Source organism: Variovorax sp. KK3, assembly GCF_001984055.1.
Classification (GTDB): Bacteria; Pseudomonadota; Gammaproteobacteria; order Burkholderiales; family Burkholderiaceae_C; genus Variovorax.
The window spans coordinates 12,527-34,559 of sequence record NZ_LYVO01000004.1 but is presented as its reverse complement, the minus strand read 5'-3'; the positions used below and the strand labels follow the sequence as shown (position 1 = coordinate 34,559).

General features: G+C 68.1%; 16 protein-coding genes. 4 read left to right on the top strand and 12 right to left on the bottom strand.

Going from position 1 to position 22,033, the window contains the following annotated elements; translation table 11 throughout:
- Positions 1–140: 140 nt before the first annotated feature.
- Together B0W80_RS03085 and B0W80_RS03080 are read right to left on the bottom strand one after the other, a co-directional pair.
- Positions 141–1,568: a sensor histidine kinase KdpD gene (locus B0W80_RS03085; RefSeq protein WP_143684455.1), complete on the bottom strand. Its 1,428-nt coding sequence runs from the start codon at positions 1,566–1,568 to the stop codon at positions 141–143.
- Positions 1,565–2,185, bottom strand: a complete 621-nt coding sequence (locus B0W80_RS03080; RefSeq protein WP_083745150.1) for a response regulator transcription factor — start codon at positions 2,183–2,185, stop codon at positions 1,565–1,567. The genes B0W80_RS03085 and B0W80_RS03080 overlap by 4 nt, the downstream gene beginning before the upstream one ends.
- A 167-nt stretch (positions 2,186–2,352) precedes the next feature.
- Between B0W80_RS03080 and B0W80_RS03075 the strand changes: the two genes are divergently transcribed.
- Positions 2,353–2,733 (top strand): DUF6573 family protein, encoded by a 381-nt coding sequence (locus B0W80_RS03075; protein WP_076997640.1) that lies wholly within the window; start codon positions 2,353–2,355, stop codon positions 2,731–2,733.
- Between the two features lie 77 nt (positions 2,734–2,810).
- On the opposite strand, the gene B0W80_RS03070 is transcribed toward B0W80_RS03075, so the two are convergent.
- From B0W80_RS03070 to B0W80_RS03035, 8 genes are all read right to left on the bottom strand, one after another.
- Positions 2,811–5,462: a LuxR C-terminal-related transcriptional regulator gene (locus B0W80_RS03070; protein WP_076997639.1), complete on the bottom strand. Its 2,652-nt coding sequence runs from the start codon at positions 5,460–5,462 to the stop codon at positions 2,811–2,813.
- Positions 5,463–5,552: 90 nt separating this feature from the next.
- Positions 5,553–8,234, bottom strand: coding sequence for a LuxR C-terminal-related transcriptional regulator (locus B0W80_RS03065; protein ID WP_076997638.1), 2,682 nt, complete (start codon positions 8,232–8,234; stop codon positions 5,553–5,555).
- 58 nt (positions 8,235–8,292) lie between these two features.
- On the bottom strand, positions 8,293–9,858 hold the full coding sequence (locus B0W80_RS03060) for a phospholipase D family protein (RefSeq protein ID WP_076997637.1): 1,566 nt from the start codon (positions 9,856–9,858) through the stop codon (positions 8,293–8,295).
- A 54-nt stretch (positions 9,859–9,912) separates the two neighbouring features.
- Complete coding sequence (locus B0W80_RS03055; RefSeq protein ID WP_076997636.1) at positions 9,913–12,573, bottom strand: LuxR C-terminal-related transcriptional regulator; 2,661 nt, start codon at positions 12,571–12,573, stop codon at positions 9,913–9,915.
- Between the two features lie 65 nt (positions 12,574–12,638).
- Positions 12,639–13,283 carry a phosphatidylcholine/phosphatidylserine synthase gene (locus B0W80_RS03050; RefSeq protein WP_256856461.1) on the bottom strand — a complete coding sequence of 215 codons (645 nt, stop codon included), beginning with the start codon at positions 13,281–13,283 and terminating at the stop codon, positions 12,639–12,641.
- A gap of 88 nt (positions 13,284–13,371) precedes the next feature.
- On the bottom strand, positions 13,372–14,127 hold the full coding sequence (locus B0W80_RS03045; RefSeq protein ID WP_076997748.1) for a glutamine amidotransferase: 756 nt from the start codon (positions 14,125–14,127) through the stop codon (positions 13,372–13,374).
- Between the two features lie 8 nt (positions 14,128–14,135).
- The gene (locus B0W80_RS03040) at positions 14,136–15,656 is read right to left on the bottom strand and encodes a GTPase/DUF3482 domain-containing protein (RefSeq protein WP_256856460.1); all 1,521 of its coding nucleotides are present in this window, start codon (positions 15,654–15,656) and stop codon (positions 14,136–14,138) included.
- Positions 15,638–16,888: a DUF2868 domain-containing protein gene (locus B0W80_RS03035; protein WP_256856459.1), complete on the bottom strand. Its 1,251-nt coding sequence runs from the start codon at positions 16,886–16,888 to the stop codon at positions 15,638–15,640. The genes B0W80_RS03040 and B0W80_RS03035 overlap by 19 nt, the downstream gene beginning before the upstream one ends.
- 12 nt (positions 16,889–16,900) lie before the next feature.
- Here B0W80_RS03035 and B0W80_RS36125 point away from each other — a divergent pair, with 12 nt between their 5' ends.
- A complete protein-coding gene (locus B0W80_RS36125) occupies positions 16,901–17,023 on the top strand; it encodes a hypothetical protein (protein ID WP_256856458.1) in 123 nt (40 codons plus the stop codon).
- A gap of 319 nt (positions 17,024–17,342) precedes the next feature.
- Here the strand turns inward: B0W80_RS36125 and B0W80_RS03030 are convergent, their stop codons facing one another.
- Positions 17,343–19,214 carry an ABC transporter ATP-binding protein gene (locus B0W80_RS03030; RefSeq protein WP_076997633.1) on the bottom strand — a complete coding sequence of 624 codons (1,872 nt, stop codon included), beginning with the start codon at positions 19,212–19,214 and terminating at the stop codon, positions 17,343–17,345.
- A gap of 130 nt (positions 19,215–19,344) precedes the next feature.
- Between B0W80_RS03030 and B0W80_RS03025 the strand changes: the two genes are divergently transcribed.
- Both B0W80_RS03025 and B0W80_RS03020 read left to right on the top strand, forming a co-directional pair.
- A complete protein-coding gene (locus B0W80_RS03025) occupies positions 19,345–20,166 on the top strand; it encodes a class III extradiol ring-cleavage dioxygenase (RefSeq protein WP_076997632.1) in 822 nt (273 codons plus the stop codon).
- Positions 20,159–21,070: an alpha/beta fold hydrolase gene (locus B0W80_RS03020; protein ID WP_076997631.1), complete on the top strand. Its 912-nt coding sequence runs from the start codon at positions 20,159–20,161 to the stop codon at positions 21,068–21,070. The genes B0W80_RS03025 and B0W80_RS03020 overlap by 8 nt, the downstream gene beginning before the upstream one ends.
- Positions 21,071–21,186: 116 nt before the next feature.
- Here B0W80_RS03020 and B0W80_RS03015 read toward each other — a convergent pair whose 3' ends face one another.
- On the bottom strand, positions 21,187–22,008 hold the full coding sequence (locus B0W80_RS03015; protein ID WP_076997630.1) for an aldo/keto reductase: 822 nt from the start codon (positions 22,006–22,008) through the stop codon (positions 21,187–21,189).
- Between the last annotated feature and the right edge of the window lie 25 nt (positions 22,009–22,033).

Below are 22,033 nucleotides of genomic sequence, written 5' to 3'. Positions count from 1 at the left end.
TGCCGGAGGACGTGACCTTGGCGCGGGCAAAGGACGGGCCAACGGTCGGCACGGGCGTCAGATGCCTGCCCCGAATCCATGCACGGCCCAGATGACACCAAGTAAGCGCAAGCCGCACAACATGTCGAACAGCCGTCGTTTCATGGGGCAACCGTATCGCGCGGTCGTTCGACGCACGTCATGGGGACGAGTAACGTGAAGCACGAGCCCTTTCCAAGAACGGATCGAACCTCTATCGCGTAACCAAGCCGATCCGCGAAGCGCTTGACGATGGCGAGGCCCAGTCCCGAGCCTTTTCGGGCGCTTCCGCTTTCGTCCTCTCGATGAAAGGCTTCAAAGATTCTTTGGTGTGCGTCCGCACGGATGCCCGGGCCTTGGTCCCAGACCTGAAGCGCCATGAATGAACTGCGTCGCCGCGCACAAACCAACACGCCTCCGCGCGTGAACTTCATGGCGTTCGAAACCAAGTTCTCGAGTATGCGCAACAGCATCGAAGGGTCGGTGCGAATGACAACGGACGTTCTGCGGAAGCGCAGGATGGCCCCATCCTCGATCGATGCATTCTCGAAGGTCAGGTCCAGGCTTTGGAACATCGATTGGATGGTCGTTCGTTCAGGTTGAGCCTTGGTGTCCAGCGCCTCGATGCGAGCGAAGTCGAGCACCTTGTCGATGTATTTCTGGAGTGCATTCAACTCCTGTCCCAGGCGCTCCAACGGCCGCGCTGCATCAGCGTCGCCCTTGCTGGCCGACATGGCCGAAGACACCCACAACTTGGCCGCGTGCAGTTGCTGTCGAAAGTCGTGACTCGCCTCGGAAAAAAAGACCGATCTTGTCTGGAGCGTGTTCCAGGCCGCGTTCTTCAACGCTTCAAGCTCTTGGTTGGAACGTTCAAGTTCGGCGAGAGCCTGGCCGCGCGCGAGTTGCGCATCAACTTGCCGGATCGAAACAAGCACGTTGAGCCAGATGATGGCCGTCACGCTCGCGTTCACAGCCATCAGGGCGGGCGCCGTCGCAGTCTTATTGACCCAGAAAGCGTAAGAGATCCCGGACCAGAGAAGCAGGTAGTAGCTCATCGACGTCACAGGCGTCACCGGCCACATACCCGTCATCGAGATCGAAATGCCAAGGAAGCCGATGAACAGCATGAGTTCGCGCAGAGAAAGCTCCGGCCCCACGAACAACTGCGTCGTCCATATCCAGAACGTGCAACCTACCAGGCCGCTGGCCAACGGCAGGCTCTTGAGCAGCGCAGACTTCTGCACGGCAGACGGTGGCAATCGTTGCAGCGGCGCCACCATTCCCATCCGCAACACCCAGCTGGCCAGGAAGACACCAACCCATTGCCAAAGCGAGGCGGGCGTCATGATCGGGTAGAAACGATGAACGGCGATGAGCCCCAAGACCGTCGTCCAGTTGACGACCTGCTGGATCGCAAATGCACGCATGGCGAGATGCTTGTGGGCCGGACTCACCGTCAGCAGCAGTCGACCACGCGGCCGCGCTCGCAGCTCGCCATCGCTCGTCGGCGTCTCATCCAGGCATGGCTGCGTATCGAGACGCGCATTCACGCGAGCACTCCGCGCAACGTCACCAAACCAAACCTGAGCGCGCGCTGCACAGCGTGGGCGCGCGAGTTCACATCGAGCGCGTCCATGGCCGAATCGATGTGGTAGTTGACGGTACCCATGTGCAGCTTGAGGATCTGCGCAATCTGCTTGGTCGACTTGCCTTCGCTGACCAGTTGCAAGCATTCGGTTTGCCTCGCAGTCAGGCGGGGCACACCTGCAGTTGTCGAGCAGGCAGCGGGAAACGACTTTTCCCCGGCGAGCACGGTATCGAGCGCGCGGACCAGGGGCTCGACCTCCATGGCCTTGAGGATGTAGCCAAGAAAGCCGGCGGCGCGGATCTGCGCGATGTAGTCCGGCCGCGGCGAGCCGGTGAGGATGCATGTGATCGGCGCCTTGCCTGCGCGTGCGATCTCGGTTGCGAGAGACAGGCCCACGGCGCCGGGCACGTCGAGGTCCAGGAGGATGAGGCCCCAGTGCGCCGGCTGTGAACTCAGCGCTTGAAGCGCCTGCTGCGCTGTATTGCAAACATGGATCGATGCCACGCGAGGGTTGCGGGAAACCTTGTCTGCTGTTGCTTCCGAGACGACCGGCTGGTCTTCGACCAATAGAACATTCATGTTGTTTGCTTCTCCCCGAACCGCATTGTGCAAGACGCCTGCGTGCGGCTCCGCGGCCGGATCATCCACGTCCTTGGCTTTTTGTCCCTGGTAATCCTCACTAGTTGCCAGAAGCCTGGCGATTCATAGATTCAGTTTTCGTTGCAATCACAACCAAGGAGTACTGAATGTTCGACGATCGCGAAGCCATGAATGGCTATGGACGCGCGCAGATGCTGGCCGAGGGCATCCTGATGGACATGAGCCGATGGGCGAGCAAGGCCGGCATCACGGTGCCTGTCGCGATGACGCGGAACGCGTGGACCGCATGCGTCGAGGGCATGGATATATCGGTCGAGAGCGATGCCGCTTGCAGGGCTTCCGATTTGCTGCTTTGGGCCACGTTGCTGATTGCCCACGCAGAGGCACTCCGGCAAGACGGGCCGACGGTTCAGTTCCCGCTGCATCGCAGAGTGCAAAGCGGACCGCGCCTGTCGCTGATCATGGAACGCCATGCCGGCGACGATGGGGAAGAGGTCATGACGATCATGCTGCCTTGGCAGGATTGAGAAGGCGATGGCCGCCATCGGCCATCCTCGCGGACAAGTGCTCCCGAGGACTGCAGAAGGGCGACGGTCCGCCCATTTCAGGTGCCGACGCGGGTGCGATACCAGTCGGCCGCCTGCACGCGCGAGGCCAGGTCCAGCCGGTTGAGGATGCGTGCGACATGGCGCTTGATGGTGTGCGGGCTCAGGTCCAGATCTCGCGCGATCAGCTTGTTGCTCCGTCCGTTGGCCAAGAGCGCAAGCACCTCGAGTTCACGTTCGCTGAGGCCGGCATGGTCTTTTGCCGATCCCGTGGCCGGCCTGGCTTCGGCGCCGACCTTCAAGCGTCGGGACGTGTCGACCCAGTTTCGCAGGATGGCCAGGCCATCGTCGGACGCTGCGCCCCGCCATGGGGCGGTGGCCAGCTCGGTCAAGGTCTTCGAGCCGGTGTACATGATCGGGCCGAGTTCGCCGCCCGCGCCGAAGCGCTCGATCAAGGGCGACAGCGCCTGCCACGCGGCGCTCGGTGAACCGACGGCCAGCTCGGCCCGTGCGAGGTGCACCCGCGCCATGACGCCGACGTAGGTCGCCTCGAGCAATCCCGCATTGGCGACCACCTCGCGCAGCGTGATCAGGGCGTCGTCGACGCGGTGCTCATGCAGCGCCAGCATCGACCGGGTGGTACGCAAGAGCAACTGCATGGGAGGCGCGTCGTGGCCGGGCTGCGCTTCGAGCGCGGCGATATGCGTGCGCACGGTCGGCCAGTCGCCGATGGCGGCGAAGGCGCGGAGGTTCATCGCCAGCGAAAGCGAGGCGAGGTCGCTGGAGCGGTCGAGGTCGGATGTCTGCTTGTAGACGACGGCGCCGGTGGTGCGCACGGCGTTCTCTTCGCCGCAGATGACCTGTGCCATCACCCGCAACATGAGCAACCAGGCGCGCAGGGTGGGGGGCTGGCCCAGCCAATGAGAGTCGCCCTCGATCCGTTCGAACGCCACTTCCAGTTCTTCCATTCGGCCTTGCCACAGAAGAAGCCAGGCTTCCGTGACGTTGACGTTGGCTTGCAGCGACCAGTGCCGGTCGCCGGCCACCGCCCGGACGGCGTGAATCAGGCGCTGGATCTGCGCCGCCACGCGGGGGCGGCCGATGAACAAGTTGACCCGCGGGATGAAGCGAGTCCACAACTCGGGCGTCGCGCCTCGCATCATCAGGTCGATCAAGCCCGACAGTCGGCGGCCCGGGCCGTCGATCGGGCCGTTGAGGTTTTCGTGCCAGAAGTCGAGCCACTCGCACAGTGTCTCGGTCTCGAGGTCCATGCGATGCGAGCGAAGCACCTGGCCCAACTGCCGCGCCTCCATCATCTGGCCGCAGAAGAGCATGGCGAGCGCCTGCATCGCCCGTGCGCGCTGCGCGTCGTCGTGCCGGCCCAGCGCATCGTGGCCCGCCGCGGCATGGGCCATGTCGGAACGGACCGTGCTGTACTTGTCGTGCCGCCAATTGCACAGGCCGCGGGCGTAGGCCAGCCAGGGCGACTGGGCTTGGATGTCTGCCGGAAACTGCTCCACGATTCGCATGACCTCGGCGCCTGCATCGTTGGCCAGCATGTCGCCGGCGGAGGCGCTGAGCGCGTGCTGCGCCTGGTCCCAGGCGCCCGCGCGCACATACATGAGGATGCGGCGCAGCGGGTCGGCTTCGCCTGCAGCGGCTTGGCGCAGCAACCCGGGCACCTCTTCCGGGTGAAGCCGTCGCAGGCGATCCTCCAGGAAGTCGCGAAAAAGATCATGAAGCCGCAAGGTCAGCTCTTCGCTGTCGAGCACCGAGACGAACAGGCGGCGCCGCTCGATGTCCTCCATCAACTCGACGACGCGCGCATGGCCGGTCATCTGTTCGCATCGCAGTGCCGTGAGCTCGGCGAGCAGGGAACAGCGCATGAGGAAGGTCTGCAGCTCGACCGGCAGGCCATCGAAGATTTCGCTGGCGAGGTAGTCGAACAGGTGCCGGCGGCTTTGCCAGACCCGTTTCGGTTCGCTGCCGGGCGCCGTTCTCGACGCTTCGAGGCTCAGGCACAGGCCGGCGGCCCAGCCGCGCGTCCGCTCGTGCAGCCGCTGGGCCTGCTCGGCGTCGTCCTGTCCGGTGGCGCTGTACCACAAGGCCTGCACCTCGTCGCGGGAAAAGCTGAGCGCCGTTTCGTCGAATGCCGACATTTCGCGCCGTGCCCGCCAGCGCGCCAGCGCCAGCGGCGGCTCCAGGCGCGTCGCCACCACCAGCGTCCAGTTCTGCGGCAGATGTTCGAGCAGTCGATCGAGGAACTCGAAGATGAGCGGGTCGACGACGGTATGCAGATCGTCCAGCACGATCACGCCGTGCGGCGTGTCCGTGGCCTCGAGCGTGGTGACCACGGCGCTCGCCGCCTCGCGCAGATGGCCCTGGGCCAGCAGGTCGAACAACGCTTCGGGTGCGACGCGCCACGGCGGATCGAGCGGGTCGAGCGCTTCGATGAGGTAGCCGAGCAAGCGCCGGAGGTCGTCTTCCTCGTCCACGGTGAGCCAGGCGACCCCGTAACCTTCAGGCAGGCGCTGCAACTGGCGAGACAGCGCTGCCGTCTTGCCGTAGCCCGCCGGCGCGACGAGCAGCACCAGGCGACGGCTCGTGATCGCTTCGCCGAGGCGGTGTTCCAGGTCCACGCGGTCGATCAAACCGCTGCGAAACAGGGGGGCCTGGATCTTGGCTCTGGCGATGTGACTGTTGGTGTGCATGCCCGGCGGACGACTATGCCAGGAATGGCCCAGAGATGCAGCGCGCGCTTCCGGCGTTCACCGCGGGGCGGGACTCGTAGGCGTACGGCCTCAGGTCCCGGTGGCGGGCATGTGGCCTGCGACGTGCTTGCTGTGCCATGCGGCGGCTTCGAGCCGCGACGACACGTCGAGCCGGTCGAGGATGCGTGCCACGTGGCGCTTGACCGTGTGCGGGCTCAGGTCCAGATGCCGCGCGATCAGCTTGTTGCTCTGCCCGGCAGCCAGCAGCGCGAGGACCTCGAGTTCGCGCGGGCTGAGGCCTGCATCGTCGGCCTCGGTGGACATCCGCCGTTCCTGCCTGCGCAGGGGCGCACTGGACTGCGCGACGGCCTCGATCCACCGGCGCAGGGCGGCCAGTTTGTCCGCGGGCGCGCTTCGATCCCAAGGGGCGCGCGACAGTTCGGTGAGCGCCTGGACCCCGGTGCCCAGCAACTCGCCCAGGTTGCCTTGGATCGTCACCCGGTCGATCAGCGGCTCCAGCGCCTGCCAGGCTGCACCTGGCGATCCGCCCGCCATCTCGGCGAGTGCAAGCCGCGTACGGACCATGGCGTCGAGGTAGGTGGTGTTGAGCTGTGCCGAGTGGGCGACCAGATCGCGCAGGTCCGCCAAGGCCTCGCCCACGCGGCCGTCGTGCAATGCCAGTTGCGCGGTGAAGGCGCGCATGAACATCTGCAGGCTGGGGTTCTCGCGGCCGGCGTCGAGTTCGAACCTGGGCAGATGCACGCGCAGGTGCGACCAGTCTTCGATCGCGACCGAGGCGCGCATGGCCACGGCAAGGTACGTCAACGGCAGGTCGCTGGAGGGATCGAGCGAGTTGGCATGCGCGACGAGAAGATCTCGGGCCTGGCGAACGGCACTCCGGTCGTCACGCAACACGTGATAGTTGAGCTTCTGCACGAGCAGCCGCGCCCGAAGATTCGCAGGCTGGCCCAGCCAGCGTGCGTCTTCCTCGATCCTCTGAAACAGGCTTTCCAGTTCGCCGATGCGGCCTTGCCACAGCAGCAGGTACGCCTCGGTCAGGCGCACGTTGGCCTGGAAAGACCAGTGCGCCTCGTCGACGGCCAGCTTGGCACTGTCCACCAGCCGCCGGATCTGCTGGCCGACGCCAGGGCGGCTGATGAACATGTTGACGTTGGTGATGCAGCGGGCCCACAACTCGGGGCTTCCGTTGCGCTGCAGCAGCGTGACGACCTTCGATAGGCGCTCGCCCGGCCCCTCGACGGGACCATGGTAGGCCTCGTACCAGAATTCGAGCAGTTCGCTGAGCGTTTCCGTCTCCAGATCCATCGGCCTCGCGCGGACCATCTCGGCCAGGCGCCGGGAGGCGTCCATCTGGCCGCAGAACAACACGGCCAGCGCCTGCGTCGCCTGTGCGCGCTGCGCCTCGTCGTGGCGTCCTTCGGCGGCGAATCCGGTTGCCGCGCGGTCCATGGCCGCGGCGACGGCGGTGTACTGGTCATGGGGCCAGGCGCACAGGCCGCGCAGATAGGCCAACATCGGCGAGCGTTCCTGGATGTCCGGAGGGAACTGCTCCACCAGGCGGATCACTCGTGCGCCTTCGTCGCTGGCCAGCATGTCGGGCGTGGCGTCGGCCAGGCTCCGCTGCGCCTCTTCCCACGCACCCGCGCGGAGGTAGGTCATGGTGCGGCGCACGGGATCGGCCTCGCCCGCGGCGGCACGGCGCAGCAGGGCCGGGACTTCGTCCGGATACTGGCGGCGCAGCCGTTCCTCGAGAAAGTCGCGAAACAGATCGTGCAGGCGAAGCGTCAATTCTTCGCCGTCGAGCACCGAGACGAACAGCCGGCGGCGTTCGAGCATTTCGAGCAGCTCGGCCGCGCGCGGATTGCCGCTGACCTGTTCGCAGCGTTCGACCGTGAGTTCCGCAAGCACCGAGCAGCGCAGCAGAAATTGCTGCAATTCCTCGGGCAGGTCTTCGAAGACTTCGCTGGTCAGGTAATCGAACAGGTCGCGGCGGTTGCGCCAGACGTTCATGGGTGCGTTGCCAGTCGAGCGCGAAGAGGCTTCGAGGCCCAGGCAAAGTCCGGCCGCCCAGCCCTGGGTGCGGTCCCGCAGGCGCTGTGCTTCTTCCGGTTCGTCGCGCCCCGTCGCATGGCGCCACAGGTCCTGCGCTTCGTGCGCCGAAAAGCTCAGCGCCGATACGTCGAACTCGGCCAGCTCGCGCCGTGCGCGCCAGCGCCACAGGCCCAGCGCGGCCGGCGGCTCCTCGCGCGATGCGATCACCAGCGCCCAGTTCTGCGGCAACCCTGCGAGCAGGCATTCGAGGAACTCGAAGACGCGGTGGTCGGCGACGGCGTGCATGTCGTCCAGCACGATCACGCCACCTTGCGGCGTCTCGGTGGCCTGGATCGCGTGGAGCATGGCCGTCGCGGTTTCTCGCAGGCGGCCGTGTGCGACCAGTTCGAACATGGCTTCCGGCGCCATGCGCCATGGCGGGTCGAGCGGTTCGAGCGCTTCGATCAGGTGCGACAGGAATCGATGGAGATCGTCTTCCTCGTCGGCGGCCAGCCAGACGACGGCACAACCTTCAGGCAGGCGCTGCAGTTGGCGCGACAGGGCGGCCGTCTTGCCGTAGCCGGCAGGTGCGATGAGGAGCACCAATCGGCGGCTTCGAATGGCGTCGCCGAATTGCTGCTCGAGTTCACTGCGTTCGATGAGACCGCGACGGAAACGGGGTGCCTGGATCTTGGCCCTGGCGATGCTGATGGACTGCATGAAGACGAACGAAACAAGTTGTGACGACTATAGCGACGCCGCAGCGTCCAGCCGAGCGTCACAGCAACCATTCGATCGGCAGCAATGAAAGAAAGTTGACCCAGATGCGCCGGAGTGCACCGGCGCCGGGTTCGGTGTCGTACACCGTCTCGCGCTGGGCGTCGCGTTCGACCCACACGATGTGGGGGCCTGGCTTCGCCAGGCGCACCTCGTAGGCATAGGCCGGCACGACCTTGTCGATTTCTTCGGCTAGCCGCTGCGCCAGCACCGGACTGTCGATGACCACGCCCATCTCGGTGTTGAGCCGCACCGATCGCGGGTCGAGGTTGAGCGAGCCCACGAAGATGCGTGCGCGGTCCACCCCGAAGGTCTTCGCATGCAGGCTGGCGGCCGAACTGCCGCCCGGGTTCCGGAGCCGCTCTTCGGCGGGGCGCGGCGGCGGCGCGGCACCGGGCTTGAGCTCGTAGATCACCGCGCCGGCCTCGAGCAGGGTCTGCCGGTAGCGGGCATAGCCGGAGTGCACCGCGCTGACGTCGGTGGCGGCGAGCGAATTGGTCAGCACGCGCACCTTCACGCCGCTGCGCGCCAGGGCCGCCAGTTCCTGCGTGCCGTCCTGGCCGGGCACGAAGTAGGGCGACACCAGGTCCAGCTCGCGCCGCGGTTCGCCCATGGCCTCCTTCAACAAGGGAAACATCAGGGTTGCCTCGCGGTCCGCATCGGGCTGCACCTTCGAGGGCAGGTCGCTGACGACACGGGCATCGGCCCATTCGAAGCGCACGCGGTGCTCGTTCACGTCCCGGATCAACGGCGTCTGGCGCACGGCTTCGAGGTAGCGCTGCGTCTCGGGCAACTGGTGCAGTTGCGTCCATTGGGCCAGCAGGCGCGCCCGGTCATCTGCCGTTGGCGGCGGCAGCAGGCTGGACGCCGGGTAGGCGGCTTCGCTGTTCCAGTAGAGATCGAATTCACGCGAAACCTCGCGCACCACCGGGCCCACGGCCGCCACATCGAGATCCTGGAAGCCGAGTCGCGAATTGGCGCCGTAGTACTCGTCGCCCACGTTGCGGCCGCCGACGATGGTGACCTGGTTGTCCGCGGTGAAGGACTTGTTGTGCATGCGCCGGTTGAGGCGCGCGAAGTCGAGCACGAAGGCACCCAGGCGAAAGCCTCGGTTGGCGAAGGGATTGAACAGCCGCACGTCGATGCGCGGATGCGCATCGAGCACGGCCAGCGTGCCGTCGAGCCCGGCGGTGTTGTTGTCGTCGACCAGGATGCGCACGCGCACGCCGCGCTCGGCAGCGTCCCATGCGGCCTCGAACAGCAACTGCCCGGTGGTGTCGTTGCGCCAGATGTAGTACTGCAGGTCGAGGCTGCGCTCGGCCGCCTTCGCCAGCGCCGCGCGGGCTGCGAAAGCTTCTTCGGCGTCGATCAGCGGCAGGATGCCGGAGCGCCCCGGATGCGCTGCCAGCTCGGGTGCCAGTTCGCGGCCGAGCGCTGTGTCGTCGGTGCTGGTGAAGGCGGTGGAAGGCTGGCGCTCCGGCGTCGCCGGGAGCATCGCGCAGCCAGGCAGCACGAGCAGCCAGGCGCCGAGCGCGACTGCCGAAAAGATGCGGAGCACGGATTGCATGGGGCGCGAGCGTAACCGAGCCATGCCGGTGCGCGAGACGGAATCGAGGCCGGCTCAGCCCGCGGTGCGCGCGCGGTACCAGCCGGCGGCCTCGACGCGCGAGGACAGGTCCAGGCGATCGAGGATGCGCGCGACGTGGCGTTTGACGGTGTGCGGGCTCAGGTCCAGCAATCGGGCGATGACCTTGTTGCTCTGTCCGCCGGCCAGCAGCGCCAGCACCTCGAGTTCGCGCGCCGTGAGGCCGGCCGGCGCGGCAGGTGGGCTGCCCGGGCCTGGCACCGTTTCGGCCTTGGCCTTGAACTGCCGCAGTGTCTCCGACCAGTCGCGCAGGGTTGCCAGCTGGCGCTCGGGCACGGCAGTGCTCCACGCCGTGCGCGACAGCGCCGCCAGCGTCGGCGTCCCTGATGTCAGGATCGGACCCGTGTCGTTGCTGGCCATCACGCGCTCGATCAAGGGTTGCAGTGCGCTCCACGCCGAATCCGGCGCGCCGCTCGCCAGCTCTGCGAGCGCAAGCCGGGTGCGGGCCATGACGGCGATATAGGCGGTGTCGTGGAGCTGGGTGCCCGCCACCTGGGGCCGCAGCATCTTCAGGGCATCGGCGACCCGCCCCTCGTGCAAGGCCAGCATCGCCTTGATCGTGTCGATCTGCATCCTGATCGGCCCCGTTTCATACCCGACGGCGGCCTCGAGCTTCGGCAGATCGGCGCGCACCGCGTCCCAGTCCTCGACCGCGGCGTAGGCCCGGACGGTGAGCGCGAGGGACATCGACGGCAGCTCGCTGGCCCGATCCAGCGTGGCGGCCAGCGCGGCGATCGCGTCGCCGGTCGCACGAACGGCGGCCCTGTCATCGTGGGCGACATGCACCATGATCTTCAGCAGCAGCAGGCGCACACGCAAGCTGGGAGGCTGGCCGAGCCAGTGAGCATCGGCTTCGATTCGGTCGAATGCGAGTTCCAGCTCGGCGATGCGGCCCTGCCACAACAGCAGCCACGCTTCCGTCATGTTGATGTTGGCTTGCAAGGACCAATGCGTTTCGCCGGCCGCGGCGCGGGCCCCGCGCACCAGGCGCTGGATCTGTCGGCTGACTCCGGGGCGGCCGATGAACAGGTTGACCCTCGGCATGCAGCGAGACCACAGCTCGGCGCTGTCCGAGCGGTTCAGCAGGTCCACGAGCCGCGCCAGCCGCAGGCCCGGACCTTCGACGGGCCCCCGGTGGCATTCGTACCAGAAATCGAGCAGCTCGCAGAGCGCCTCGGTCTCGATGCTCATGGCGCGGGCGCGTACCGCCTGCCCGAGCTGCCGGGCCTCGTCCATCTGGCCGCAGAAGTACATGGCCAGCGCCTGCATCGCCCGGGCGCGCTGTGCATCGTCATGCAAGTCCAGCGCCTCGAAGCCTTGCGCGGCACGCGTCATCGTCACATGCACTGCGGCGTATTGGTCGTGCCGCCAATCGTGCAACCCGCGGATATAGGCCAGGCTTGGCGACCGGGCCTGAACGTCTGCAGGAAACTGCTCGATCATGTGAATGACCCGCTGGTATTCATCGGACGCCAGCATGTCCGGCGCCGCGGATGACAGGCTCTGCTGCGCCTCGTCCCATGCGCCGGCGCGCAGGTAGGCGAGCGTGCGGCGAACGAGGTCGTGCTCGCCGGCGGCGGCGCGACGCAACAGACCGGGCACCTCGTGCGGATTCAGCCGCCGCAGCCGCTCCTCCAGAAAATCGCGGAAGAGGTCGTGCAAGCGCAGCGTCAGCTCTTCTTCGTCCAGCACCGAGACGAAGAGCCTTCTGCGTTCGAGCTCGTCCAGCAACCCTTCCACGTTCGATTGGCCTGTGACCAAGGCGCATCGCTCGGCAGTGAGTTCGGACAGCACGGAACAGCGCAGCAGAAATTGCTGCAGTTCAACCGGCAGTGCTTGGAAGATTTCGCTGGCCAGGTAGTCGAACAGGTGCCTGCGGCTCTGCCAGACGCGACGTGGTGCCGAGGCGGACGATTGCTCCGATGCCTCGAGGCCCAGGCAGAGGCCTGCGGCCCAGCCTTGGGTGCGCTCGAAAAGCCGCTTCGCCCGTTCGGGGTCGTCGCTGCCGTTGGCATGCCGCATGAGCGCCTGCACTTCATCCATCGAGAAGCTCAGCGACGACGTGTCGAATTCGGCGAGTTCCCGGCGCGCACGCCAACGCGCCAGGCCCAGTGTCGGCGGCGGCTCCTCCCGCGTTGCGATGGCGAGAGTCCAGCCCGCAGGAAGTCCCTCGAGCAGAAGGCGCAGGAACTCGAAGACGTGCAGGTCCGTGACGCAATGAACATCGTCGAGCACGAGCACGCCGCCGTTGGGCACGTCGGTGGCTTCGAGCGTCTGAAGCAGTGCGTCCGCCGCCTCGCGCAGCTTGCCTTGCGTCACCAGGTCGAGAAGGATCTCGGGTGCGACGCGCCAGGGCGGATCGAAAGGGTCCAGCGCCTGGATCAGGTAGGACAGCAATCGCTGGAGGTCATCTTCCTCGTCGACGGTGAGCCAGGCGACGGCCCGACCGGCGGAAACGTCTTCAAGCTGACGTGACAGCGCCGCGGTCTTTCCATAACCGGCCGGCGCGACCAGCAGCACTGCGCGATATCTCGCCAATGCATCGCCGAGTTGCCTTTCGAGCCGGTTGCGCGGGATCAAGCCGCTGCGGAAATGAGGGGCCTTGATCTCGGCCCTGGCGAGGTGGATCGATTGCATGGCTCGGTGGCCGCACTATAGCCATGCGAGCACCTTCAGGCCGGCGCGGCAATCCCGCGCACCCCTCAAAGCTTCGGAATGCGCAGCGTCTTGCTGATCATCAGCGTGCCCGACAACGCGAAGAGCAAGGTCAGCGGATGCAGCGCCCAGGGGCCGACCATCCATTGCCCGCCCCACACCGCATCGCCGACGCGGCCTTGCCAGGCAGCCCAGGCCAGCACGCCGACCAGCACCACGCTGGTGGGGATGGGTGTGCCCTCGAAGTACTTGACCTTGTCGCCGCCGCCCGAGAGCGACTCGGCCGTGACGTTGTAGCGTGCCAGCCGGCTGACGCCGCAGCAGACGAAATAGACCAGGATCACGCAGTCCCAGCCGCCGTCGAGGCCGGCGGCGAAGCCGAGCGCCGCGGGTGCCACGCCGAAGGAGATGACGTCGGCGAGCGAATCGAGTTCACGCCCGAGCGCGGACTGGGTCTGCCGCCAGCGCGCGATGCGGCCGTCGAACACGTCGAAGATGAAAGCGGCCGGCGCCAGCGCAGCGGCCCACAGGAAATGCGCGAGCGACTGGCTGCCGACGTAGGCCATGGCGAGAAACACCACGCCGACGCCGCAGGCGGCATTGCCCAGCGTGAACAAGTCGGCCAGGTGAAAGCCGCGGATCATCGAAAAGTGCTTGCGCGTCATCGCCGCGACCGGGGCAGTGGAGGGCATGGTCGACCTTCGCTTCGGTGATGGAATGGCCGCACCTTAGCGCACCTGTCGCGGCGGCCGTGTAGTCGCAGTCCGATGCCGCCCGTGCTCAGGCCGGCAGGGCGCAGGCCGTCTCATGCGCCTCGGTGATGGCCGCGAAGCGACGCAGCAGCGCGGTGGCTTCGGGGGTGGGTGCCACCTGGTCGCGCAGCGCCGACGGGTCGAAGCCGCGGGAGCGCAGCTCGCCGGCCGAGCGGTCGACGTAGACGCGCATCACCGCGTCGTCGAACTCGGGGTGGAACTGCAGGCCCCAGGCGCGTGGGCCCACGCGAAAAGCCTGGTGCGGCTCGAAAGCATTGCCGGCCAGATGCACCGCGTGTGGCGGCAAGCGCAGGGCGCTTTGCCAATGCACCACCTGCGCCTTGAAATGCGCAGGCAGCGCCTGCAGCAGCGGATCGCCGGCGGCCGCGGGCGTGAGCGCGACGTCGACGGTGCCGACCTCCGGGCCGCCCGGATGGTCGCCTGCCTCGCCGCCCAGTGCGTGGGCGAGCAGCTGGTGTCCGTAGCAGATGCCGAGCATCGGCGTGCCGTGCGCGACCAGCTGCGCGATCCATTCGGCGGTCGATTCGCTCCAGTCTTCGCGGTGCGACACCATGGCGTGCGAGCCGGTCACGATGGCGCCCGAGAGTCGATTCGGCGCGGGCAGCGTGTCGCCGCGGCGCGGGTCGAGCACCACCACCGGCAGGCCGACGGGGCCCAGGCGGTCGCCGACCCACTGTTCGAAATCGCCATGCGTTTCACGCAAGTGGCCGAAGGTATCGCCCACCTTGACGATGGCGAGCGGACGGGGGCTTGAGTCTTCCATGCGCCCGATCATGCCGCAGCCGGATGCTCGCCATCCGACGCCTCGACAGCGGCCGCGACGCGCTGCGCGAGGCGCAGCACCAGGTCGCGGCGCTGCGGCGCCTCGCGCCACCGGGCGCGGGCTGCGTTCTCCCAGTCGGGGTGGCCGCGCGCGGGTTGGGCCGCACGCACCAGTTCGGCCAGAGGGCGGCGCGCGGCTTCGGGCGCCTGCGCTGCGTCTTCAGCGGCGATGCGCTCGACCGCGGCATGGCCGCGCAATTCGAGCGCACGCAGCAGCTTCAGCTGCCAGGCCGCGACCACCAGCAGCACGCTGTCTTCGACGGTCAGCTCGTGCAGGTCACGCAGCCGGTTAACGAGCTTGCGGCCGAGCGGACCGAAGCCTTGCGACAGGGCACCGCCGATGGCGCCGCCCAGTGCGGCGCCGGCGCCGAGCGAGAGACCGGCCAGGGCCAAGTCGGCCACCACGCCGACCGCGGCACCCACCGCCACGCCCTTGCCGAGCAGCAGGCCCGCGTTCATCAATGCCTCGGGATGGAAGAAGTCCATGGTCCAACGGCCCGCCACCAGCGGCAGCGGCGACTCGTCGGCGTCGTTCTCGCGAAAGCCGTAGAGCGCCAGCAGGTCCGAGGCGCAGCGCTGGGCTTGGTCGACCACCGATTTCTGCAGCGCCGCGACCAGGCGCGCGCGGCTGCTGTCGATGTCGAATTCGACCCTGGACACGGTGCGCCGCGTGGCGGCCGCCTCGACCATCAGCTCGGCGATGCGCTCGCATGCCGCGTGGCGGCGCCGCGCGAATTCCTCGTCGAGGAAGACCGCGATGCGGTCGAGCTGGGTGCGCCGGTCGCGCAGCAGCGTGGAAAGGTCGCGGTACAGTTCGCGCTCGGCGCCGACGAAGGGCGCGGCGGCATCGAAGCGCACCACCACGTGCAGGCCGTAGGCCGAGAGCAGCTCCTTCCAGGCGCTCTCGCGGCTGCCGGCCTCGCGCAGGAAGTTGAGCACCGGCAGCAGTGGCCGCGCGCAGGCGGCGAGCAGTTCGATCTCGGCGCGGAACTTGGGCAGCACCGGCTCGCGCGCGTCGATGACCAGAAAAGCGGCATCGACGTCGAGCAGCGCGCGCAGCACCTTGGCCTCTTGCTCGAACACGCCGTGCGCCTCGGGGCCGGCCAGGAAGCGGCGGATGCGTTCGGGCGGAGTCAGCTCGCGCCCGGCTGCTTCGGAGGGAGATCGCGCCGCAGCCGACGACGGAGGTGTCGCGGTCGCTTCGGCGCCAACGGCGGCGTCGATGTGCTCGCGCAGCGCGACCGCATCTTCGAGGCCGGGCGTGTCGAGGAACCGCACCGTGGCGCGGCCGTCCACCTGCAACTCGATCGCCTCGACGTGGCGCGTGGTGCCGGGCTGGCGCGACACCTCGCCGAAGTCGATCCGGCGCGTCAGCGTGCGTAGCAGCGAGGTCTTGCCGGCGTTGGTGTGGCCGACCACGGCGATGCGGATGGGGGTGGTACCGGTGGCGCTCATGTCGATGCGTGCCATGCGGCGACAGGCGAGGCGATCGCTTCGAAGCGCGACAGGCCGGTGGCGCTCAACCACGCGTGCCAGCGGCTGCGTGCATCCGGCGAAGCAGTATTTCCGAGCAGCCACAGGCGGCATTCGCCGCTGTGCGACGCCAGCTCGCGCAGGAAGCGCTCGGTGCCGCGGTCGGGGCTGGCCGCGGCGTGGCAGGCCACCAGCAGTCGGCGCGGGCGAAGCTGCATCGACAGGTCCAGCGCCTCGCGGCGCGCGGCAGCGCTGCCGTCCACGCGCAGCGCACGTGTGCTTGCTTCATCGAGCTCGGGCGGTGGCCAGTGCAGTTCGTCGGGCAGTTCGAAGCCGATGGCCAGCAGCATGTCTGTGGTTTCGCCGGGGGCCAGGGCCGCGGGCGAGTCGTGCTGCGCACTGCCCGGATCGACATCGACGATCTGGCGCGGTGCCAGCGCATCGAAGCGCGCGAGCAGGCGACGGTAGTAGGGCTGCGAAAGGTCGGGTGCCAGCGCCGAGCGCCGGCGCTTCCAGACCAGCGCGCACAGCAGGGCGAAGAAGATTCGCGGCAGCAGGCCATAGGCGACGATGCAGCCGGTGAGCCACAGCGCCCAGTCGCGCTGGCCGCCGGCCGCGGCGGCGCGCGGGTCGAGCACGGTCTGCGCATCGGGCACCGGAAAGCCCATCCAGCCCGGCACGCGCCCCAGCAGTTCGACCAGGCGGACGAAGAAAGCCGGGTCGAGGATCGTGGTTTCCCAGGTCAGTGTGTAGCTGCGAAAAGCCAATGCGAAGAGCAGGGCGGCCAGCACCACCGCGAACGACAGCGACCAGATCGCGTGGCTGACGAAGCCCAGCACCCAGGGCAGCAACCGTGCACGCGCCAGCAGGCGGGTGGCGGCGCCGAGCAGCAGCGGGGCCTGTCCATGACGACCGCCGGCCACGCGGGCCGTCAGGGCCAGCCAGAGCCAGCCCAGCGACAGATTGATCGAACCGATCGGCAGCACGAGCCCGGCCAGCCACACGAGCAGCGTGAGCAGGTGCAGGCCCAGCAGCCCGGCCAGCGCGACCACGACGTTGATGCTGCGGCCTTCGCCCGTCACGTTGCCGGCGAGGCCCAAGCCCGCCAGCACGATCGCGGCGACCAGCGCCAGAAACAGCCAGGGAGAGGCGGCGCGCGCCCGCGCGATTTCGTGTTGCAGACCGATGCGCTGGCCCAGCCTGCGGGCGCGCTCGAGAACACGTGTCATGCCTTGTGTGGCATGCAGAGCATCGGTGCCCGCAGCCGGGCTCGACGCTATCGCTTCGCGCACGGCCTGCGCATCGTCGAGCGGCCCGGCCTGTTCGACCTGCTGCACGGCCTCGGCGATGACCGCATCTTGTAGTGAGAAGTGGGGCGCTCCGGGATTCAACGGCTTCCTTCGACGGGAGCGCGAAATTATGCCCGGCAGCCCCGTGCCGAACGAACCACGAAAAAGCGGGGCCGCGAACGGCCCCGCGATCGGGGGAGAGGTGGGATCAGCGCAGGCCGAAGAACGAAAGTACGGCGACGACGACCACGACCAGACCGACGATGTAGATGATGGAATTCACGGTGCAAGCTCCTCTTCGTTAAGCGAGAACCCAGTGTCTCCACACCGGCGGTTTCAGGCTGTAGTCGCCGTGCGCCGGGAACTGTAGGACGCCCCGGAAGCTGCAGGCAAGTCAGGCGGCATGCGAGGCGGTGGCTTCTTCCTCGTCCTCGCCGGCTTCTTCGCCCAGGAAGCCGCCGCTCTGGTGCGCCCAGAGGCGCGCGTACAGCCCGCCGCGGGCCAGCAGCGATTTGTGGTCGCCCTGTTCGACCACGCGTCCATGGTCGAGCACCACGAGCCGGTCCATGGCGGCGATGGTCGACAGCCGGTGCGCGATTGCGATCACCGTCTTGCCTTCCATCAGCCGGTAGAGGCTGGCCTGGATCGCGGCCTCGACCTCGGAGTCGAGCGCGCTGGTGGCTTCGTCGAGCAGCAGGATCGGCGCGTCTTTCAGCATGACGCGAGCAATCGCGATGCGCTGGCGCTGGCCGCCCGAGAGCTTGACGCCGCGCTCGCCCACGTGGGCCTCGTAGCCGCGGCGGCCGTTCGGATCGCCGAGCGTCTGGATGAAGTCGTGGGCCTCGGCGCGCTCGGCGGCGGCGCGGATCTGCGCGGCGCCGGCATCGGGCTTGCCGTAGGCGATGTTGTCGGCCACCGAGCGATGCAACAGCGAGGTGTCTTGCGTGACCATGCCGACGTGGGCGCGCAGCGAGTCCTGCGTGACCAGCGCGATGTCTTGCCCGTCGACCAGGATGCGGCCGCTTTCGAGGTCGTGGAAGCGCAGCAGCAGATTGACCAGCGTCGACTTGCCCGCGCCGGAGCGGCCGACCAGCCCGATCTTTTCGCCGGGCGCGACGGTGAGCGTCAGGTCGTCGATCACGCGCCGGGCGCCGTCGGCATAGCGGAAGCTCGTGTGCTCGAAGCGCACCTCGCCGCGCGGCACGTCGAGCGTGCGGGCCTGGGGTGCGTCGAGCACGGTGCGCGGGCGCGACAGGGTCTTCATGCCGTCCTGCATCGTGCCGATGCTTTCGAACAGGCCGGTCATCTCCCACATGATCCAGTGCGACATGCCCTGCAACCGCAGCGCCATCGCGGTGGCCGCCGCCACGGCGCCGACGCCGACCGCGCCCTGCGACCAGAGCCACAGTCCCATGCCGGCCATGCCGGCGGTCAGGCCCATGCTCAGCGTGTGGTTCGCGATTTCGAAGGCGCTCACCAGGCGCATCTGGCCGTAGCCGGTCAACATGAAGTCCTGCATTGCGGCGCGTGCGAAGCCGGCCTCGCGGTGCGAATGCGAGAACAGCTTGACGGTGGCGATGTTGGTGTACGCGTCGGTGATGCGGCCGGTCATCATCGCGCGCGCATCGGCTTGCGCCTTGCCGATCTTGCCCAGCCGCGGCACGAAGAAGAACATGGTGCAGATGTAGAGCACCAGCCAGACCGCGAAGGGCAGCATGAGCTGCGGGTCGAGCACCGCGGCCAGCACGATCATGGTGCCGACGTACACACCCATCGCGACCAGCACGTCGGCCAGCACGAACACGGTGTCGCGCACGGCCAGCGCGGTCTGCATCACCTTGGCCGTGATGCGGCCGGCGAACTCGTCCTGGTAGAAGGCCATGCTCTGGCCCAGCATCAGGCGGTGGAAGTTCCAGCGCAGGCGCATCGGCAGGTTCACCGCCAGCGTCTGGTGCTTGACGATGGTCTGCAGCGCCACCACCACGATGCTCGCGACCAGCGCGATGCCGAGCCATATCAATGTGGTGCCGCGGTCCGCCCACAGACGCTCGGGCGCCTGGACGCCGAGCCAGTCGACCACGCGGCCGAGCATGGCGAACAGCAGCGCCTCGAAGGCGGCCATGACGGCGGTGAGCAGCGCCATCGCGAAGATCTTGCCGCGCAGCCCCTCGGTGCAGGCCCAGAGAAAGGCGAAGAAGCCTTGCGGGGGCAGGGTGGGTTCGGCGTCGGGATAGGGGTTGAGTCGTTTTTCGAAGTAGCTGAACAAGGCGACGGCCTCCGGGCAAGGGCGTCACTGTAGCCGTGCGGCATAAGCTCATGCCCCGAAAGGGCATGTGGAAAGGCTTCCATGCCCGGACCCCGGTGCGGCCGCGCCAAAGTGCCTAGACTGGCGGCCCATGACCTCACGAACACTCCCCGTCTACTTCATCTCCCACGGTGGCGGCCCGTGGCCCTGGATGAAAGAGCAGAGCGGCCGCAACTACGCGAAGCTCGAGGCCGCGCTGGCCGACATGCCGCGGCAGATCGGCCGCACGCCCGACGCCATCCTCATGATCTCGGCGCACTGGGAAGAGCCCGCCTTCACCGTCATGGGCAACCCGAAGCCGCCGATGATCTACGACTACGGCGGCTTTCCCGAGCACACCTACCACGTGCACTACGACGCCCCCGGCTCGCCCGCGCTGGCCCAGCGCGTGCAGGGCCTGATCGCGGCGGCAGGCCTGCCCGCGGCCATCGACCCGGAGCGCGGCTTCGACCACGGCACGTTTTCGCCCATGGTCGCCATCTACCCGAAGGCCGAGGTGCCGACGGTGCAACTGTCGCTGAAGCGAGGGCTCGACCCTGCCGAGCACGTCGCGCTGGGCCGTGCGCTGGCGCCCCTGCGCGACGAGAACGTGCTGATCGTCGGCAGCGGCCTGAGCTACCACAACCTGCGCAACTTCGGCCCCCAGGCGCGCGACGTGTCCAAGGCCTTCGACGACTGGCTGGGCGAGTCCGTCGAAGCGGCGCCCGCGCAGCGCGTCGAGCGCCTGCTGGCCTGGTCGCAGGCACCGGCCGCGCGCATGGCCCATCCGCGCGAGGAGCACCTGATCCCGCTGATGGTGGCGGCCGGCGCCGCGGGCGACGAGAAGGGCGTGCGCATCTACCACGAGGATGCGTTCATGGGCGGCATCTCGGTGTCCAACTATCGCTTCGGCCCGGCCGCCGGCGATGCCTGACGCGCTGCACAATGGGTCGGTGCTCGACCACGCTGCCCTCTTCGACCCTGCCGCCGATGCCAACGCGCACCGGCTGATCGCGCGCCTCGACGCGCTGTCCACTCACCACGACGTCGTGCACGACGGTGTGCGCGTGCGCTGGCGCCGCTTCGGCCAGGCCAACGACCAGCGGCCGCCGCTGGTGCTGCTGCACGGCGGGCACGGCAGCTGGATGCACTGGCTGCGCAACATCGAGCCGCTGTGCGCCGCACGCACCCTGTGGCTGCCTGACATGCCGGGCTTTCACGATTCCGACACGCCGCCGGCGCCCGTCACGGGGCAGGCGCCGCTGGAGCCGGCACTCGATGCACTGGCCGGATCGCTGGCCAGCCTGGTCGGTCCGCAGACGCCGATCGACCTGGCAGGCTTTTCCTTCGGCGGCTTCGTCGCCTCGCAACTGGCCGTGAAGCGCGGGCACGTGCGTCGCATGGCCCTGCTGGGCAGCGGCGGACACGGCACCGTTCGCCGCATGACGGTGCAGATGATCAACTGGCGCGAGGCCCACGACCGGCTCGACGAGCGCTCGGCGCTCTTGCACAACCTGCGCGCGCTGATGCTGCACGACCCGGCGGCCATCGACGCGACGGCTTTCGTGATCCACGACCTGGCCTGCCATGCCACGCGCTTCCGCAGCAAGGAGGTGTCGCTGGCGGGCGGGCTGCAGGCCGCACTCGATGCCTTTGCCGGCAACCTGCTGCTGCTGTGGGGCGAGCACGACGTGACGGCCGATTCGCGGCCGCTGGTGGCGCAGCTCACGGCCGGCCATGCCCGGCGCGAGGGCGCCGTGATCGAGGGCGCGGGGCATTGGGTTCAGTACGAGCGGGCGGTCGAAGTCAACGCGCTGCTCCTGCGCTTCTTCGCATAACTGGGTCTCCCCCAGGCTTCCCCACTTCGTGTGGTCCGCCAACCCCCTTCCGGGGGCAACACCAGCGGCCCGGCAAAGCCGGTTCCGCGATGTTCGCTGGCTGAAAGACCCCCCAATTAGAGGTTTAGGGTGCGGATGTGCTGCGCCCAGAACGTGGCATCGGGCAGGTCGCCCGTGGCTGCCGCCAAGTTGCTGGCCATGTGCTCCGGCCGGCTTGTACCGGGGATGGCGCAGGTGACGGCCGGGTGGCTCAGCACGAACTTCAGCAGCAGCTGCGGCCAACTCGTGCAGGCGATGTCGCCGGCCCAGGCGGGGAGGGGCTGGGGCCCAAGCCGGCGCAGCAGACCGCCGCCGCCGAAGGGCATGTTGGCGATCACCGCCACGCCCCGCTCGGCGGCCAGCGGCAGCAGGCGCTGCTCGGCCTCGCGTGCATGAGCCGAGTAGTTGATCTGCAGAAAATCCAATGGCTCGGCCGCCAGCACCGCCTCCACCTCGGCATAGGCCGAAGCGGTGTAGTGGCTGATGCCGATGTAGCGCACCCGGCCTTGCGCCTTCCATTGCCGCAGGGTGGGCAGGTGGGTGCGCCAGTCGACCAAGTTGTGCACCTGCATCAGGTCGATGCGATCGGTGCGTAGCCGTTCAAAGGACTGCTCCATCTGCGCGATGCCGGCCTCGCGGCCGGTGGTCCAGACCTTGGTGGCCAGAAAGGCCTTGTCGCGCTGCCCGCTCGAAGCCAGCAACTCGCCCACCACCGACTCGGCGCGGCCGTACATCGGTGAGCTGTCGATCAGCCGTCCGCCGGCAGCGAACAGCGCGTCGACGACGCCGGGCAGGCGCTCCCGCTCGGGCGTGCCGGGGCTCGCATCGAAGCCGAGCCACGTGCCGCAGCCGATCGGCGGCAGGGCTTCGCCGGTGGAGGGGATGGGGCGGGTGGTCATTTGGCGGCCTCGACCATGGGCATTT

What these genes read in the sequence shown, in the direction of transcription:
- B0W80_RS03080 (WP_083745150.1), bottom strand. Translation starts at nt 2,185, where the DNA reads ATGAATGTTCTATTGGTCGAAGACCAGCCGGTCGTCTCGGAAGCAACA.
- B0W80_RS03075 (WP_076997640.1), top strand. Translation starts at nt 2,353, where the DNA reads ATGTTCGACGATCGCGAAGCCATGAATGGCTATGGACGCGCGCAGATG.
- B0W80_RS03070 (WP_076997639.1), bottom strand. Translation starts at nt 5,462, where the DNA reads ATGCACACCAACAGTCACATCGCCAGAGCCAAGATCCAGGCCCCCCTG.
- B0W80_RS03065 (WP_076997638.1), bottom strand. Translation starts at nt 8,234, where the DNA reads ATGCAGTCCATCAGCATCGCCAGGGCCAAGATCCAGGCACCCCGTTTC.
- B0W80_RS03060 (WP_076997637.1), bottom strand. Translation starts at nt 9,858, where the DNA reads ATGCAATCCGTGCTCCGCATCTTTTCGGCAGTCGCGCTCGGCGCCTGG.
- B0W80_RS03055 (WP_076997636.1), bottom strand. Translation starts at nt 12,573, where the DNA reads ATGCAATCGATCCACCTCGCCAGGGCCGAGATCAAGGCCCCTCATTTC.
- B0W80_RS03050 (WP_256856461.1), bottom strand. Translation starts at nt 13,283, where the DNA reads ATGCCCTCCACTGCCCCGGTCGCGGCGATGACGCGCAAGCACTTTTCG.
- B0W80_RS03045 (WP_076997748.1), bottom strand. Translation starts at nt 14,127, where the DNA reads ATGGAAGACTCAAGCCCCCGTCCGCTCGCCATCGTCAAGGTGGGCGAT.
- B0W80_RS03040 (WP_256856460.1), bottom strand. Translation starts at nt 15,656, where the DNA reads ATGGCACGCATCGACATGAGCGCCACCGGTACCACCCCCATCCGCATC.
- B0W80_RS03035 (WP_256856459.1), bottom strand. Translation starts at nt 16,888, where the DNA reads ATGACACGTGTTCTCGAGCGCGCCCGCAGGCTGGGCCAGCGCATCGGT.
- B0W80_RS36125 (WP_256856458.1), top strand. Translation starts at nt 16,901, where the DNA reads ATGCAGAGCATCGGTGCCCGCAGCCGGGCTCGACGCTATCGCTTCGCG.
- B0W80_RS03025 (WP_076997632.1), top strand. Translation starts at nt 19,345, where the DNA reads ATGACCTCACGAACACTCCCCGTCTACTTCATCTCCCACGGTGGCGGC.
- B0W80_RS03020 (WP_076997631.1), top strand. Translation starts at nt 20,159, where the DNA reads ATGCCTGACGCGCTGCACAATGGGTCGGTGCTCGACCACGCTGCCCTC.
- B0W80_RS03015 (WP_076997630.1), bottom strand. Translation starts at nt 22,008, where the DNA reads ATGACCACCCGCCCCATCCCCTCCACCGGCGAAGCCCTGCCGCCGATC.